This window comes from Chthonomonas calidirosea T49 (genome assembly GCF_000427095.1).
Classification (GTDB): Bacteria; Armatimonadota; Chthonomonadetes; order Chthonomonadales; family Chthonomonadaceae; genus Chthonomonas; species Chthonomonas calidirosea.
Genome location: NC_021487.1, coordinates 3,237,428 through 3,250,730 on the forward strand (window position 1 = coordinate 3,237,428; position 13,303 = coordinate 3,250,730).

At 56.6% G+C, this 13,303-nt stretch carries 13 protein-coding genes and 1 pseudogene; 3 read left to right on the top strand and 11 right to left on the bottom strand.

Translation table 11 applies throughout. The features are described 5' to 3' along the window. Window positions 1–24 precede the first annotated feature (24 nt). From CCALI_RS13605 to CCALI_RS13640, 9 genes are read right to left on the bottom strand one after another with little or no spacing between them, the layout of a single operon-like run. A complete protein-coding gene (locus tag CCALI_RS13605; protein WP_016484046.1) occupies window positions 25–1,110 on the bottom strand; it encodes a glycosyltransferase in 1,086 nt (361 codons plus the stop codon). Continuing rightward, on the bottom strand, window positions 1,107–2,237 hold the full coding sequence (locus CCALI_RS13610; RefSeq protein ID WP_016484047.1) for a glycosyltransferase family 4 protein: 1,131 nt from the start codon (window positions 2,235–2,237) through the stop codon (window positions 1,107–1,109). Before CCALI_RS13610 ends, CCALI_RS13605 begins: the two co-directional genes overlap by 4 nt. A gap of 13 nt (window positions 2,238–2,250) precedes the next feature. Beyond that, the gene (locus tag CCALI_RS13615; RefSeq protein WP_338058668.1) at window positions 2,251–2,469 is read right to left on the bottom strand and encodes a DapH/DapD/GlmU-related protein; all 219 of its coding nucleotides are present in this window, start codon (window positions 2,467–2,469) and stop codon (window positions 2,251–2,253) included. A gap of 24 nt (window positions 2,470–2,493) precedes the next feature. Beyond that, entirely contained in the window at window positions 2,494–2,712 is a 219-nt protein-coding gene (locus tag CCALI_RS16660; RefSeq protein ID WP_231730004.1) for a hypothetical protein, read from the bottom strand. Between the two features lie 2 nt (window positions 2,713–2,714). Beyond that, window positions 2,715–4,256, bottom strand: coding sequence for a hypothetical protein (locus CCALI_RS13620; protein WP_016484048.1), 1,542 nt, complete (start codon window positions 4,254–4,256; stop codon window positions 2,715–2,717). Between the two features lie 37 nt (window positions 4,257–4,293). Next, window positions 4,294–5,409, bottom strand: coding sequence for a glycosyltransferase family 4 protein (locus CCALI_RS13625; RefSeq protein ID WP_016484049.1), 1,116 nt, complete (start codon window positions 5,407–5,409; stop codon window positions 4,294–4,296). Window positions 5,410–5,423: 14 nt separating this feature from the next. Further along, window positions 5,424–6,626 carry an acyltransferase family protein gene (locus CCALI_RS13630; protein ID WP_016484050.1) on the bottom strand — a complete coding sequence of 401 codons (1,203 nt, stop codon included), beginning with the start codon at window positions 6,624–6,626 and terminating at the stop codon, window positions 5,424–5,426. Further along, on the bottom strand, window positions 6,623–7,753 hold the full coding sequence (locus tag CCALI_RS13635; RefSeq protein WP_016484051.1) for a glycosyltransferase family 4 protein: 1,131 nt from the start codon (window positions 7,751–7,753) through the stop codon (window positions 6,623–6,625). The genes CCALI_RS13630 and CCALI_RS13635 overlap by 4 nt, the downstream gene beginning before the upstream one ends. Before the next feature lies 1 nt (window position 7,754). Further along, window positions 7,755–8,912 carry a hypothetical protein gene (locus CCALI_RS13640; protein ID WP_016484052.1) on the bottom strand — a complete coding sequence of 386 codons (1,158 nt, stop codon included), beginning with the start codon at window positions 8,910–8,912 and terminating at the stop codon, window positions 7,755–7,757. A 234-nt stretch (window positions 8,913–9,146) separates the two neighbouring features. Here CCALI_RS13640 and CCALI_RS13645 point away from each other — a divergent pair, with 234 nt between their 5' ends. From CCALI_RS13645 to CCALI_RS16785, 3 genes and pseudogenes are all read left to right on the top strand, one after another. Continuing rightward, the gene (locus tag CCALI_RS13645) at window positions 9,147–10,277 is read left to right on the top strand and encodes a glycosyltransferase family protein (RefSeq protein ID WP_016484053.1); all 1,131 of its coding nucleotides are present in this window, start codon (window positions 9,147–9,149) and stop codon (window positions 10,275–10,277) included. A 4-nt stretch (window positions 10,278–10,281) separates the two neighbouring features. Continuing rightward, window positions 10,282–10,662, top strand: coding sequence for an acyltransferase (locus CCALI_RS16665; protein WP_231730003.1), 381 nt, complete (start codon window positions 10,282–10,284; stop codon window positions 10,660–10,662). Continuing rightward, window positions 10,662–10,829: pseudogene (locus CCALI_RS16785) on the top strand (acyltransferase); the annotation flags it as partial. The gene CCALI_RS16665 and the pseudogene CCALI_RS16785, both read left to right, overlap by 1 nt. A 29-nt stretch (window positions 10,830–10,858) precedes the next feature. Here the strand turns inward: CCALI_RS16785 and CCALI_RS13655 are convergent. Continuing rightward, window positions 10,859–12,223, bottom strand: coding sequence for a hypothetical protein (locus tag CCALI_RS13655; RefSeq protein ID WP_156415924.1), 1,365 nt, complete (start codon window positions 12,221–12,223; stop codon window positions 10,859–10,861). Continuing rightward, window positions 12,108–13,157 (bottom strand): hypothetical protein, encoded by a 1,050-nt coding sequence (locus CCALI_RS13660; protein WP_016484055.1) that lies wholly within the window; start codon window positions 13,155–13,157, stop codon window positions 12,108–12,110. The genes CCALI_RS13655 and CCALI_RS13660 overlap by 116 nt, the downstream gene beginning before the upstream one ends. Between the last annotated feature and the right edge of the window lie 146 nt (window positions 13,158–13,303).

Here is a 13,303-nt window from a genome sequence, read left to right on the forward strand (position 1 = left end):
AAAGAGAGTGCAAGCCACAAAACGTTAAGCCAGCAGCTCCTCCACGAACCGGCGAAATCGCGCATTGGCGGTTTGGTAGTCGAAGCGCAAAGCGATGGGGCGCGCGTGCGCGGCGCGCTCCTGCACCTCCTCCCATGAAAGTGCGTCAAGCCATTGTGCACAGGCACGATGAAATGCCGGATCGGTCGGATGGTAGGGGGGAAGCGGCCAACCGGCGGGTTCCACATAGTCGTAGTAGCCAGGGATGGGGCTCATGGCCACAGCCACCCCCGAGGCCAGATACTCCGGTAACTTCGTGGTGAGCCGGAAGCTGCCCAGCTTGTCCAACGTTTGGGTAATGAACCCGATGTCCATGGCGTGAAGCGCACAAGGCACCTGGTCTGGCTGTAGGCGGCCCGTAAACCGGGCGCGTTCCTGCAGGGAAGCGGGCACGGCCGCTTGCAGTCGCTCTAGCCCACTTCCATCTCCCACGATCAGCATGGTAACGTCTGCCCGTTTCAGCAGTTTAAGGGTCTCTATGAGCTCAAGCCCATAGCAGTAGCGCTGACGCTCCGTCCAGTTGAGGCTACCGACGACGCCGCACACCAGATGGTGCGGGGGGATGGCCAGAGCGCGTTTCGCCTCCTGACGTTGGGACGCGGAGGGCACGGTGAAACGACAGAGGTCTACCGCTCCCTCAATGGTGATGCCTCTTGGCGCTCCGAGGTGCAGGGCGACACCGGTAAGGTAAGGGGTCCAGCCGATAAAACCCACGCAGTGCCGGTAGAGAAGTTTTTCATAGACTCCGAAAACCCAGCCGTGAAGGCGACCTTGGGTCACCAGAAAAAAGCCGCCCACAGGGTCGCCTGAGGAGACGATATAGCGCAGTCTTCTGGTGCGAGCCTCCCAAATGAGGGGCAAGCCTCCGGCAATGCCCGTTCCTTCTAGATAGACCAGATCCCACGGCTTGGAGCGCAGCAGCTGGCGTACCTGGCGCAGGGCCGCTTTGCGGGATAGCTTGCGGTCTACATCGTAATAGGTGCACTCTGCGGCGATGCCTTCGGTGAGGCGTCGGATACGGATGGCGTCCTGCCCTCCTCCTGCCGTAGCGATGCAGAGCAGGCGTTTCATTGCGCACAAAGCTCCTCAAAGAGAGCCACATACCGATCGGCCATAAGCTCCCACGTATGCTGTTCCGCGATGGCACGAGCGGCGCGGCCCATGGCCCGCAGGCGTTCGCGATCGACAAGCAGGTTACAAAGCGTTTGTGCCAACGCTTGGACATCGTTGGGGTCGGGCAAAACCATCCCGCTTTCAGGAGTCATCAGCTCGCAGCCTCCGGCCGTCTGGGCGGTAACGATGGGCAGTCCCGAGGCCATCGCCTCCAACAGAACCAGGGAACAGGCCTCGTAGCGTGAGGGAAAAACAAACAGGTCGCAGGCTCGCATCAGCTGGGGAATATCGCGTCTAAAACCGAGAAAGTGGACCCTGTCGGCGACTCCCAGCTGCTGTGCGAGGGCGGGAAAGGGGCTTCCTTTCGTATCGCCGGCCACCGCAAGATGGAGCTCTGGCACCAGCGCCAACGCTTTCAGCACCGTATCGAGGTTTTTTCCGTAGGTGCGTATATCTCCCACAAAGAGGCCGAGCACCTCGTTTTCGGGCAAGCCCAAAGCCGTTCTCGCTTGGTGGCCTGGGCAAAACTCGAGAGTATCCACACCGTTGACAATGGTTCGCACCTTTTCTGGCGGAAGCTTTAGATGTGTCAGAAGCTCCTCCTTCACCTTTTCGGATACCGCTACAAGCACCTTCGCCTGTTGAAACGCTCGGCGTTCGAGGGCTGCGCTGCTTTTCATGTAGAGCTTGCGATAGAGCGACTTGAAAAGGGGCTGGGGCACGTTTGGCATTGCACCAAGAGAGCGCGAGGCGGTTTCGTGCACCATGTGCACGGCGTTGACATCGGCAGGGTAGAAGCTTGTGAAGCCGTTCAGCTTAACGACATCAATATGAGATCGCTGTTTTTTAAGAACGGAGGTGCTTTTCACCGCAAACCACACGTTGCCAATGAGGGTGGTGTAGCGCTTAGACCAGGTCAGCCGCACCCAAGAGATGTTGGGATGTTCCAGAAGCTCCGGAGCGACCTCTGCAGCCAACACAGTAACCTTATGGCCATGACGCAGAGCGCCGCGGATGACCTCGTAGTTCACTCGGCCATGACCATCGTTTTTGCGAATGCGATGAAGGGCTAGGGCAATATGCATGATCGAACCCTCTCTAAGATGTCGGCTCGTTGTGGGCGGATTTCGTTTTAAGGGGTCGGGCCGGAACGCCCACCACCGTCTCGTCATCCGCCACATCTCGCGTCACCACGGCGTTGGCTCCAATCTGGGCGCCGTTGCCGATGCGCAGACCTCGATCCGGCTTTGCGATGATCTTGGCACCTGCCCCGATCATCACATCGTCGCCGATCTCAATGTAATAGGGCGACCCGATCCAGGTGCTCGTTGCAAAGTGACCTCATGAAAGATTTTGACTCGACGGCCGATCTTCACGTTCGGATGAATGACCACCCCCGATCCCATAGTGACACAGCTCAATGTCGGGGGAGATCTCGGCCTCGTAAGGCAGCACCGCCTTATACAGAAGAAAGTTGAGCGCTTTCAGCAGACGCGCCAACAACTTCCACCGCCTTTTATAGGCTCTACAGCTCCACCACCCGATCTTTTCAGGACGCATCGTTAAGTGCTTGAACTCGTAGACACACTTGCTATAGATGCGGTTTTCGGCGATGAGGTCTTTTGCGCCTGTAGAAGCATATACTCCCTTTCCAGCGCGCCGATACTGAACCAGATGAGCATACAGGTGCTGTAGTTATCTCCGTTAAGCCAGGTATTAAGCGATGTAACCAGAACGCCAAGAATGGCCAATGTGGTCAACGCTCGCGTGCGATGCCAGACCTTAAAGGCACACCAGAGCGTGGCCCCAATGAAAAGGAGATAGACGATTCCGCCTACCGGCCCCAACGCCAAAAACATGTTAGACCAGTCTACCTCCATGTTGGTGGCGACTACGGGGCCTGCCGAGCTGCTATGTAGCTGGTATCCGGAAAGGGTAATGGCGCCCAGCCCAATACCTATGGGGTGTTGCAGGCTCGAGGTGATGCCGTAAAGGGCGGAGGCCGCATGAATGCCGGCTGTGGAGCTATTGGGGTCGGTAGGGTTAGAGAGACCCTCAACTTGATGATTCAGCAGAGCTTGCTGGCTGGAGTTCATCGCGAGATTTTGCGCATGCTTTATGCCGTAAACAAGTCCGGTGATGCCGAGCACCGCCGCTAACGCAAGCCGTGGAATCCAGCTGGTGATGGAGCGACCCCGCACGCCCCACAGCACCACCAGCCCCATCAGCGAGAGGACGATAGGTGCTCGAACCCCGCTATAGAGAATCCCCGCCAAGAGCAGGGGAGGGAAGGCCAAAGTCCAAAAACGCCCGGAGAGGATAAAGGCGCAAGCGATAACAAAGCAGATAGCTAAGAAAAGAGGGTACTCCCCAGTAGAGGTAAAAAAGGACATGGGGCGTTTGGCGTCGGCGTCATTGATGGAATTGTAGCTGGGGTCGCGACTTATCCAGATCTGTTCACCTTTTGTGAAGCCGTAGAGCGTTTGATAGATGCCATAGAAGGCGCCAAACAGCGCCACAATGAGAGCAACCGCATAAAGCAGCTGAACCGTGCGGCGGTTTCCCAGATCACGACCCACAAACGACCAGAGGATAGGGATCACCATAAACATCGCCCCGCCTAAGGCCACTATCACACTGCCTTGCATAGGGTTGAGCAACCCAACCGTCAACATGAGCCCCAACAGCAAGGCGCGTGTTTTGGCGATGGGGTTATCCAGCGGAATTTGGCGTGCCAGGAGCTTACCAAAGCCAATGAGGCCTATAACGACAGGGATGACGGTGAGCAGCGGATCTACATGAAACTCTCCCATCAGGGGGATGAGGTTGCGGCGCACGCCGCCCAGAACAGCGAGGTAGATAAGAGCAAAAATGGGTAGAGCGGCGGAACGGCGAAGCGTAAAGAAAAGAATAAAAAGCGCGCCCGCCATAAGGCATCGAACGCCCAACATGGAGCTGATTGCAAAGGGAATGGCCCCAAGCAGCACGATGGAGGGGATAATGATTTCCCAGACCGATATCTTTTGAGACGAACCGCCCGTGCTCGGAAGGCGCAGAATGTAAGACCCCGAAATGAGATCGGTGCGGGTTGTTTCTGTTGTCATGTCGTTCGCTCCTTTGTGTTGTCCTGCTCTCTCGTCATTAGCGTTCGGCCAACAGCGCCTCTACGGCCTCTACAAACCGTTGGGCAAATCGTTGCGTTGAGAACTCCTGAGCGCGTTTAAAGGCTGCCTGACCAACCTGTCGTGCAAACTCTGGATTGTTGAGATAACGGAGAATGGCTTCAGCCAGCTTATCGGGTTGATTATAGGGCGCCAAAAGACCATCTACTCCCTCGGTAATGATCTCCCGTGGCCCTCCCTCGGAGCCCGCCACCACCGGTTTTCCTAACGCCATCGCCTCGATAACCACAATTCCGAACGGCTCGTTGTCGGAGGCGTGAACGAAAACATCACACGCCTGCATCCATTGTTCCACATTTTTCTGAAAACCCGCAAGAATCACGTGGTTTTGCAGCCCCAAAGCCTCGATGCGTTGGCGCAGATAGGCCAGATAGTCCGGCTCCAAAGCGTGCTCTCCGCCGACAATGAGGGCGTGCGCCTCGGGATGCGCCTTTAGAATGGCGGGCATGGCCTCGATAAGCGTATGCATGCCCTTCCAACGTTGAAGACGGCCAACTATCTCAATAAGCGGCCCCTCTTGTGGAAGGCCGAGCTGCGACCTTACTTCCGAGGGACTAGGCAGTTGCGTTGGGTCGAATTGGCATAGGTCGGTGCTGGGAGGCACTACCTGAATGGGGCGCTTGGGAGGGAGGCAGCTTTGGGCGGCGGCAGCCTTTTGGGAAACGGCGATGATGCCTTTGGCAGGAATACGGGTAATGTTTCTATCCCAGAAGTTCGCTTTCGATGGCACCCCAAGTTGGTACCAGATGGCGGGTGTGCGTGTGAGGAGTGCGGCAGGGCCGCTGTAGATATGCGCCTTTCCCATCCAGCCTATTACACAGTCGTAATGCGCACGGCGCAAATGGGCTGCTAGCCGCATCACTGTGAGGAAGTAGCGCGATAACTGTCGTAATCGCCCAGCGGGAAGCACCCAAACCTTGGTTCCAAGCCCCGCGGCGTCGGACACCATGTGACCATCCTCTAAGAAACAGACCTCCCACTCCACCCCATTGGGTGCCTCTTGCAAGAGGTGCAGCAGCATGCGTTCTGCTCCTCCTCGAAGGGTGGCAATGGGCATGATAATGAGACATTTCATTTCGTATTGTCCTCCTACGAGATCTCTTTGACCGGTGGCAGCGGTTCCATCGGCACATGGTGAATGGTTTGGACGATCTGTTGGCGTCTCTTGCTAATGAAGGGACGCTCGAACACAAGATAAAACGCCCAGGCAAACCCAACAGCGCTGACGACGGTGAGGAAAAAGAGTAGATAGGGGTATCCTGCGGAAGAGAGGTGAAGCTTTGTCATCAGCTGGTGCATGGTACCGACGATGAGAATATGCGTAATGTAGAGACTATAAGAGAAAGCGCCCACGGCAAAGAGGGGGCGTAACAGAGCGCTCTTCACAAGGCGCTTGTCATGACGGTGAAGCCAAATAAGTAGCACTGCGAAAATCCAACAGATAGCAAACGATGGAAAAATATAAAGTCTGTGACCGCCTATCACCTCATAGGGTTTAAGGCTGCTGAGCGCGAGAATGGCGAACCCTGAAAGGAGGAGCATAAGGCGGGCACGTCCACGATGAGGAAACTTGATGGCATCGTACACGACGATGCCTAAACCAAATTGTGGCCATAGATCGAAGGGGAAAGGTGGAGGGGTAGGCAAGAGCAACAGAGCGAGCAGACATAAGAGAGCGAGACCGTGCAGCGCCAACAGAAGGGTTTCCTCATCTTGACGGCGGCTGATGACACCCCACAGAGCCAACCCCACGATGACATAGAAGGCGACCTCGTAGCACAGAGTCCACGCTGGGCCGATGAGATCAATTTGGTGAAAGGAAGGAGTTGTTAGGGTGACGTTGCTCAGCCAAAAGAGAGGGGCTTGGTGGCTGTTTGGAAGACGTTCGGCTAGATGGCTTTGTGAGAGGTATCCGTGATGTGCCAAGAAGGCAATGGCCAATGCAAGCAAAAGGGTAAGTATCAGCGACGCCCAGTAGGTGGGGTATATTCTACGGATCCGCGCTTTGAGATAGCCGATGGGGTTTTTATCGCGGTTTAGGTTGGCCACTGCTGCGCTGAGAATGCAGAAGCCGCTGATCACGAAAAAAAGCTGCACGCCCCGGCCTCCGAAAGACATGAGGGTGTAGAGCACATTCAAGGGTACAACAGCATGTTCTGGATGAAACTGACTGGCAGCATGGAAGCCCAGAACCCATAAGCTGGCAACGCCTCTCCAGGCATCGAGGGAGAAGTAAGGGCCTGATGTTCGCGGTGTATCGGCTAAGTTTTGCGATTTTATGGTGGGGGTCATCGGCTAACTCCTGAGGTGAGATGGTAAATCAGTTCGCCTCCGATCCGCTCCCAAGTGAAGTTGGATTCGTAGAAAGCACGTGCTTCCCTCCCCATCGCCATGCGGCGATCGGGGTTGAGCGCAAGCAGAGCAACCGCATCTAGGAAGGCCTTTTGATCTTCCGCAGGCGTCAGCAGATACGCCGTGCCGTTGGTCGACATCCAGAGCGAGTCGGTATGTTCGCCGAGGGTTCCCACGGAAGGCAGCCGGTGCGCTAATGCGGTGATGTAGCTGCTGCGTCGCGTGGAGACCCCATCTACGAACGGAGCCAGATAGATGTCCACAGCGGAAAGGCGCAGGGAGGCCTCTGCAGGAGGACAGAGTCCGTCGGCTCTGATCGGTAGGTTCTCAAACAGAGCGCACATCTCCTTTTGATTGGGGCCAATGTACAGAAATAGGATGGGGAGCGAACGGCTTTGAAGCTGTTGGAGCGCTTGGCGAAACCAGGATAGTCGCAGGGCCCCATGAACCGTGCCGAAGTAGCCCAACACCAGCGTCTCCGGCGCGATAGCCAGCCTGGAGCGCGCCTCATCGGGCGGGATGCCCAAATAGGGGATATTGGAACCAACCGGCAGATGGATGGGGCGCGGACCTCCGCTCCAAGGCGCAAGCTGCTGGTGCCACCAAGCCTCGGTCGAGATAAAGCAGCGCTCGGAGGCACGCCAAAGCTCTCTTGCCTGAAACCGTTGCCACGTGGTCATGACGGCGAACTTCCAGTTCAGCACCGGCACAAAGGTCTCGTGGAACATGACGGCGAAGTGAACGCCCCGCCGCTTTACCGCCCGCATAGCAAAGGGCAGCCAGGGGTTAAAGCCCCAACGGCCGTAGCTGAAGGGGTTGTACTGAAGCAGCAGCCAATCGAGCTTATAGTCGGCAACGATCTTTGGAAGGTTCGACACGCTTTTGGGCTGGGAATAGGAGAAGGGCTTGGCGACCTCAACCTGAGGAATGGGGTGGTGGGCATACTCTTGAGGAATGAAGACCACAACCTGGTGCTGCTTTGCAAGCTCCTGCACCAAATTGGCCGTATAGTCGCCAATGCCGTCGCGCTGCGGAGGCAGAGCCGGGGCGATGATGCCTAGGCGCATTTCACGAGGATCTCCCTATTAGGTTCGGTGAACTGCTTTGGTACCAGGCCTCCAGCTTTTGAGAGAGATAGAGCGAAAGCGGGGGTAAAAAGACAATAGAGAGCAGATAGCTCGCCGTGGCCACTGAGCTGGTTATCGAGAGGGTGAGCGCGTCCATGAGAAAGCCTATCCACAAGTACTGCCACACGATGATCCAGAAGGAGTGCCGTCCCACGAAGTTAAGGAACCTCCCAAGCACGGATGCATTTAGCGAGGGCAGCAGCATCCGCAGAAAGCTCACCCCGCAGAAGACAGCGGTGCCCACCGCTGAGGCGCTAAGGAGGTAGAGAAGTCCGGGAACTGGGGTAAGGGCGGCGAGGCGATGCCATGGCTCCTGTGAGGCAGTCGCGCATAAGAGGTTGCCTCCGATGGCCACCAGAAGAGCGGCGAGCAAGGCAATACCCACCCAGCGGCGCCGGTTTTTCGAATTCACGTAGCTCCAGCCTAGCCAGATGCTAAATACGAGGAGGGGAGCATACCCGAATATAGGAAAGGTGCGGGCACTGGGCTGTGCCCCGAAAACCATCTTCCACCAGCCTGAAAAGGCGGTCGGCGCGTGCCTTGCCAGAAGGTTGCCGAGGATATTTAAGCCCATTGCGCCCAAAAGCGCTCTGCCGGGACGGGTGGCGATGAAGGAGACCACGTTGGGAAAAGCCAGAATCAACAGTAGATAGAGTAGAAACGAGAGAAAAAAATCGCCCGCCTTCGGCACGTTAAGCAGCAGAAGCATGTGAAGAATGGTAGGGGCGAGTTGTGATCGAGGCAACCCGGCGAGCATCGCGTAGTTGCCTCCAAAGGCGATAAGATAGTAGCCCAGCAAGATCATGCCGGCTTGTCGCAAAAAGCGTGCCTTGCCTTCGGGACGAAGCAGCAGCCCTCGATAGCGGATGATCGCTTGCGCCATTCCAAAGCTCATCAGAAAGCCCACATAGCAGAAGTAGATGCCGCCCATTGCCAACCGAGCCGCCCACGAGGGAGGGTTGTCCATATGGAATTCGGCATGCGTAAGTCCCATATAGCAGATGGCGAGCGCCCGAAACCAATCGATCTCTGGCAGGCGCTTGGACGCTGTAGGGCGATCGGTTTTCGATTCCTGCAGTGGTGGTGAGGCAACCTGCAATGTGGAGCTCCTTATGATGTATCCTCTTCTTAAGTATAGACGGTTTTAAAGCAGATCTTTATCTTCGGCCGTTCCCAAGCCACTATCGTAGGAGGATAGACATTGGCCGCCTAGGCGGCACCGCGATAAGGGAGCTTTGTGGAAAAACGATTTTGGCCTATAATATAGAAGTTTGGCGTCTGCGGTCTATCCAAATAGGCTACTTACTTTCTCCGGGGAGCCCACAATATAATTATGGTGTTAGTCTGCACACAGTCTTTTGGGATCAACGCGTTTGGTGGAGGCCCGCGTATTTTGAGGGCGCTTCTTACGCAACCGCCCGAACCGGTTCTCTCCGTCTGTATGGGGGAAAAGCCACCCCCGCCCACCACCCTTGTGAAAGAGCTTCACATCCCTCATCGCCCCTCTTTCGGCCGTTTGGAGGCCACGCGCTTTCGACTCTATTTGGATCGGTGGTTCACTAATTTCAAGCGCCAACAAAGCCTGCTCGAACAGGTTTGTAGGGATTATAAAGCCAATGCCCTGCACGCTATCGCCCACGGCGCCGATTTTTGGGTGAGCTATCAGGTGGCGAAAGCATTGAAACTGCCCTTTTACATTACCGTGCACGATCGGCTCGAGTACACACATGCAAGTAGCCCTGCACTTGCTCTGATGGTAGAGCGTTTAGGAGAGGTGTGGCGTAATGCCGAGGCGCGGATGGTGATCTCCGAGGAGATGGGTGAAGGGCTGGAGGCGCTCTATGGGAAACGCCCGTGGACGGTCGTGACGGATGGCCTAGAGGGGATATCTCCTCTCCGTGAGCGACCCAAAAACAGCTTTCGCATCTACTTCGCTGGCGCCATTCATCTTAGCTACGCGGCCACCTTCACTGCACTTGCCGAGGCGTTGGTCATTGTTCGGCAGCAGCAGCCGGAGATACCTGTTTCGTTGACCATAAGAGGGAGCGCTGTACCCGACTCCTTTCAACACCTGCCCGTGCGCGCTTTGCCGTGGGCGCCCGAGCAAGAGATCGAGCGGGATATGGAACAGGCCGATCTGCTCTACTTGCCTCTGCCCTTTGAGCCGAAGTACGAGATGTTTTGGCGTTACAGCCTCTCCACAAAGCTGGTAACCTATTTGGGCAGTGGGTTGCCTATTCTTTATCACGGACCTGCAGAGGCCGCCGCAGGCCGGCTGTTGGCGCGGCATCAGGCGGCGGTGCTCGCGACAAGCCTAGACCCGAAAGAGGTGGCACGCTGCCTGCTCGCCGCTGGCGAGTGTGCGCCCCAGGTGGTGGAAAACGCACAGCAGTTGGCGCGCTCGCGGTTTCTGTTGGCGGAGCAAAGAAAACGATTCTGGGCGACGGTTGCCACAGGAAGATGATTCGATGAGGAGACCCTCACTGCGGTATGTCGCTTCCCAAACCGCCCTCTACATAACCAATCATATTGTCAGTTGTATCCCCGTGCATTGGGTTCGGCTTCTCTTCTATCGCCGTATCATGCGGTTTCAGATCGGGAAAGATAGTTTTATCTTCATGGGCGCTTGGTTCGATACCCGCGGTAACTTTGTGCTGGGAGATCACAGCGTCATCAATCAGCGGTGCCGACTCGACAATCGAGGAGGAATCTCTATAGGCAACAACGTCTCTATCTCAGCAGAGGTCTGCATTCTGACCGCTGATCACGATCCTCAAAGTCCCACTTTTGCTGGTCGAGTACGGGGGTATCCATTCAGGACTATGCGTTCATCGGCACGCGTGCGATGATTTTGCCGGGCGTCACCGTTGGAGAGGGGGCGGTGGTGGCTGCCGGTGCGGTGGTCACAAGGGATGTGGCGCCCTATACCATCGTTGCCGGCGTGCCCGCACGTAAAATTGGAGATCGCTGCAGATCCCTTAACTATACTATCTCTTACGGACGTCTCTTCTTCTAAGACTCGGTCAGGACGTTATCCTCGCGGATTCATTGCGAGGCGGTTTGCACAGGTATCTGTGGAACCTGCTTGCGATCGGGGCCAAGCTTCTCCGGTTGCAACGCTACGATAGCCCAATTCACCCGTGGCCACATTGTCTGCAGCCATTTCACCACGCGTATGAGCGTCTGGTCGCTGACACCGGCCTGCTTTGCCATCGAAAGCCATGTATAGACTTGGCTTTCGAAGTTGGTAGCATAGAAAGTGGGCAGTGCGTTGGGGTTCATAGAAGGATCCCACTGCTGTGCCTGAGGGCTCTGCCACGGCGTAAACCACTGGCTCACCGTGTACTCCTCGTTCTTTGCCAACCAGCTCTGGATCATCGCGTCTATCACCTGTGCCTTGACCTGTGAATTGACCTCATCCTGACCCACATTCAGCCAATAAAACAGCGTGAACAGATAGTCCACTCGATAAGGGTTCCAACCCGGATCCGCCCCATCCCAGGGCGTGCTCATCACATAGCCGATGCCGTTGTCCCGCTCTTGGCTGCCCTTTATGATCAACGCCACAAGCCGTAACCACTGGCTCTCCCCCGTTACCTGCCCCGTGCGGGCGACTACGTCCGGAATGTAGCCCCAGTCCACCGGCACATTGCCGCTCCCTTTCCCATTGCCTGGGTTCAAAATGAGCTGCATCCAGTACCACTCATCGTCCAGATACTGGTTCCCTGCCCAGCTGTTTCCTAACGGCACCCCCTGGCTGAGGATCTTGTTGCCATTGGCATCTTTTGCTGTTCCATCTTCGGTGTGAAGGGCTTTGGGAGCCAAGTCGAAGGCAAAGGCGTTCGACCAGGTCAAGGGCTCGATGCGGTTGTTGGTGGAGCTGCCCATGTTGGTAAAGATGGTTTGCCCCATGGTGTCCAGACCGAAGCGCTGCTGCAGCTCCCAAACTCGCACCATACGCCACTGCGCTAGGGAGTAGATCAGCTCAGCCTTTTGTTGGTCAGTGGTGACGTTGGCTGCAAACTGGGGCAGCGGGGTCAGCGCTCCCGTCGCCCAAGCGTCCTGTTCGGTTTTAAAGTCGGAGGAGGTGAGGGGTTGTCCGTCGGGTCGGGTTCCTATGGGCTTATTGAGGTAGCGACTGAAGTTATTTTGCAGGTGGGTCAAGATATCCTGGTAGCGTTGCGACCAGCTCATGACGAAGGGGGAGTTAGATTGCGCCGGTGCAAAGAAGTTGAGGGTGTAGTCTACGGGCGAGAGGGTAGGGAGCCAGTGGTTCCAGTCGAGGAGGGGCATATCAATGGGCAGCTCTCGCATGTTGAGGTAGCCATGGACGGAGGTGGCTTGCGGGTTTGATGCCGTTAGGGAAGAGGTAGGGGAGCATGGCGGCATCGTTAGGGAGGACGGCGTCAATGCCGGCTCCTGCGGCCCACTCGTTAGGTCCATGGCTATCGAGGCCTGGTCCGGGTTGATAGGGTGGGTTCCAGGGTCGAGCGTACTTGCTGGCGTAGGAGGCGGGGAGGGAGCGGATGTAGCTAGCGACCTGTTGTCCTTGTTGGTAGGAGAGGCCATGGAACATGCAGCGGACGATGATGGAGTAATTGGAGTAGTTGAAGTATTTGAGGTCTCGTCCGTCGGTGGCATGGCAATCGCCGCAGTGAGCTTTGATGGTGGGGGCGTTTGGGAGGCTGTTGAGTTTAAGGGTCGCACTCTGCCATAACGCTTGGCCCGCAGCGATATCGGCAGGATCGTTTAAAGGAGGCTGCCAGGTAGAGGGGTCATCTTGGGTGAACATAGAGGCTGGCAGCACGTTGGTGCCGTCGGCGCGTCGAAAATTGAAGCTCAAAACCCGCCACCCGCTGTTGATGCCGTTTGTCATGTTGAAACGGAAGCTGATGAGGTTTGCGGCGCCTACCTTAGGCACGTCGTCGGCTGGTAGTGGAATGGAGAGATCAAAGGTGGAGATAGGGCTTCCCCCAATCCCTCCAAAATCGCCGGCGATCCCAGGGCCGAGGATGGTGACATGTTGGTTATCGAGCGGGATCCAGGTCCCTGAGTTGACGCGCACACTGGCTTGCCCGGGATACTCCAAGCCATGAACCCGCATCACCAGGGTGGTGATGGGGCTGTTATCCGAGGAGACGGGAGGGACAAAGCGCACGCTCGCGCCCCCCGAAACCGCTCCAAAGACCTCTATGGGTAGAGTTATCGCTCTACTGTGTTGGGCCGCCACTCCCAACCCGACCATGGCGGCGCAGAGGGCGAGGCCGTTTTGCCATGCGCGCCGGATAGGGTGAAGATGGTGACGGCGGTGCCATTTGGTTTGCGTGAGATATGTCAAAAGCATCGTTTGCTTCCCCAATTCAAAGTTGTGGTTTTGTGTAGGCAGAAAGAGGGAAGCGGTTGTTACTGCAAGGTCCTGCACCTTTTAACCAGCGGTTTTGCCTCTTTCTGCACAAAGGTTCTGCCATAGGAGAAGGAAGGGTCTTCCAA

What these genes read in the sequence shown, in the direction of transcription:
- CCALI_RS13610 (WP_016484047.1), bottom strand. Translation starts at nt 2,237, where the DNA reads ATGCATATTGCCCTAGCCCTTCATCGCATTCGCAAAAACGATGGTCAT.
- CCALI_RS13625 (WP_016484049.1), bottom strand. Translation starts at nt 5,409, where the DNA reads ATGAAATGTCTCATTATCATGCCCATTGCCACCCTTCGAGGAGGAGCA.
- CCALI_RS13620 (WP_016484048.1), bottom strand. Translation starts at nt 4,256, where the DNA reads ATGACAACAGAAACAACCCGCACCGATCTCATTTCGGGGTCTTACATT.
- CCALI_RS13645 (WP_016484053.1), top strand. Translation starts at nt 9,147, where the DNA reads ATGGTGTTAGTCTGCACACAGTCTTTTGGGATCAACGCGTTTGGTGGA.
- CCALI_RS13660 (WP_016484055.1), bottom strand. Translation starts at nt 13,157, where the DNA reads ATGCTTTTGACATATCTCACGCAAACCAAATGGCACCGCCGTCACCAT.
- CCALI_RS16660 (WP_231730004.1), bottom strand. Translation starts at nt 2,712, where the DNA reads ATGCGTCCTGAAAAGATCGGGTGGTGGAGCTGTAGAGCCTATAAAAGG.
- CCALI_RS13605 (WP_016484046.1), bottom strand. Translation starts at nt 1,110, where the DNA reads ATGAAACGCCTGCTCTGCATCGCTACGGCAGGAGGAGGGCAGGACGCC.
- CCALI_RS16665 (WP_231730003.1), top strand. Translation starts at nt 10,282, where the DNA reads ATGAGGAGACCCTCACTGCGGTATGTCGCTTCCCAAACCGCCCTCTAC.
- CCALI_RS13635 (WP_016484051.1), bottom strand. Translation starts at nt 7,753, where the DNA reads ATGCGCCTAGGCATCATCGCCCCGGCTCTGCCTCCGCAGCGCGACGGC.
- CCALI_RS13630 (WP_016484050.1), bottom strand. Translation starts at nt 6,626, where the DNA reads ATGACCCCCACCATAAAATCGCAAAACTTAGCCGATACACCGCGAACA.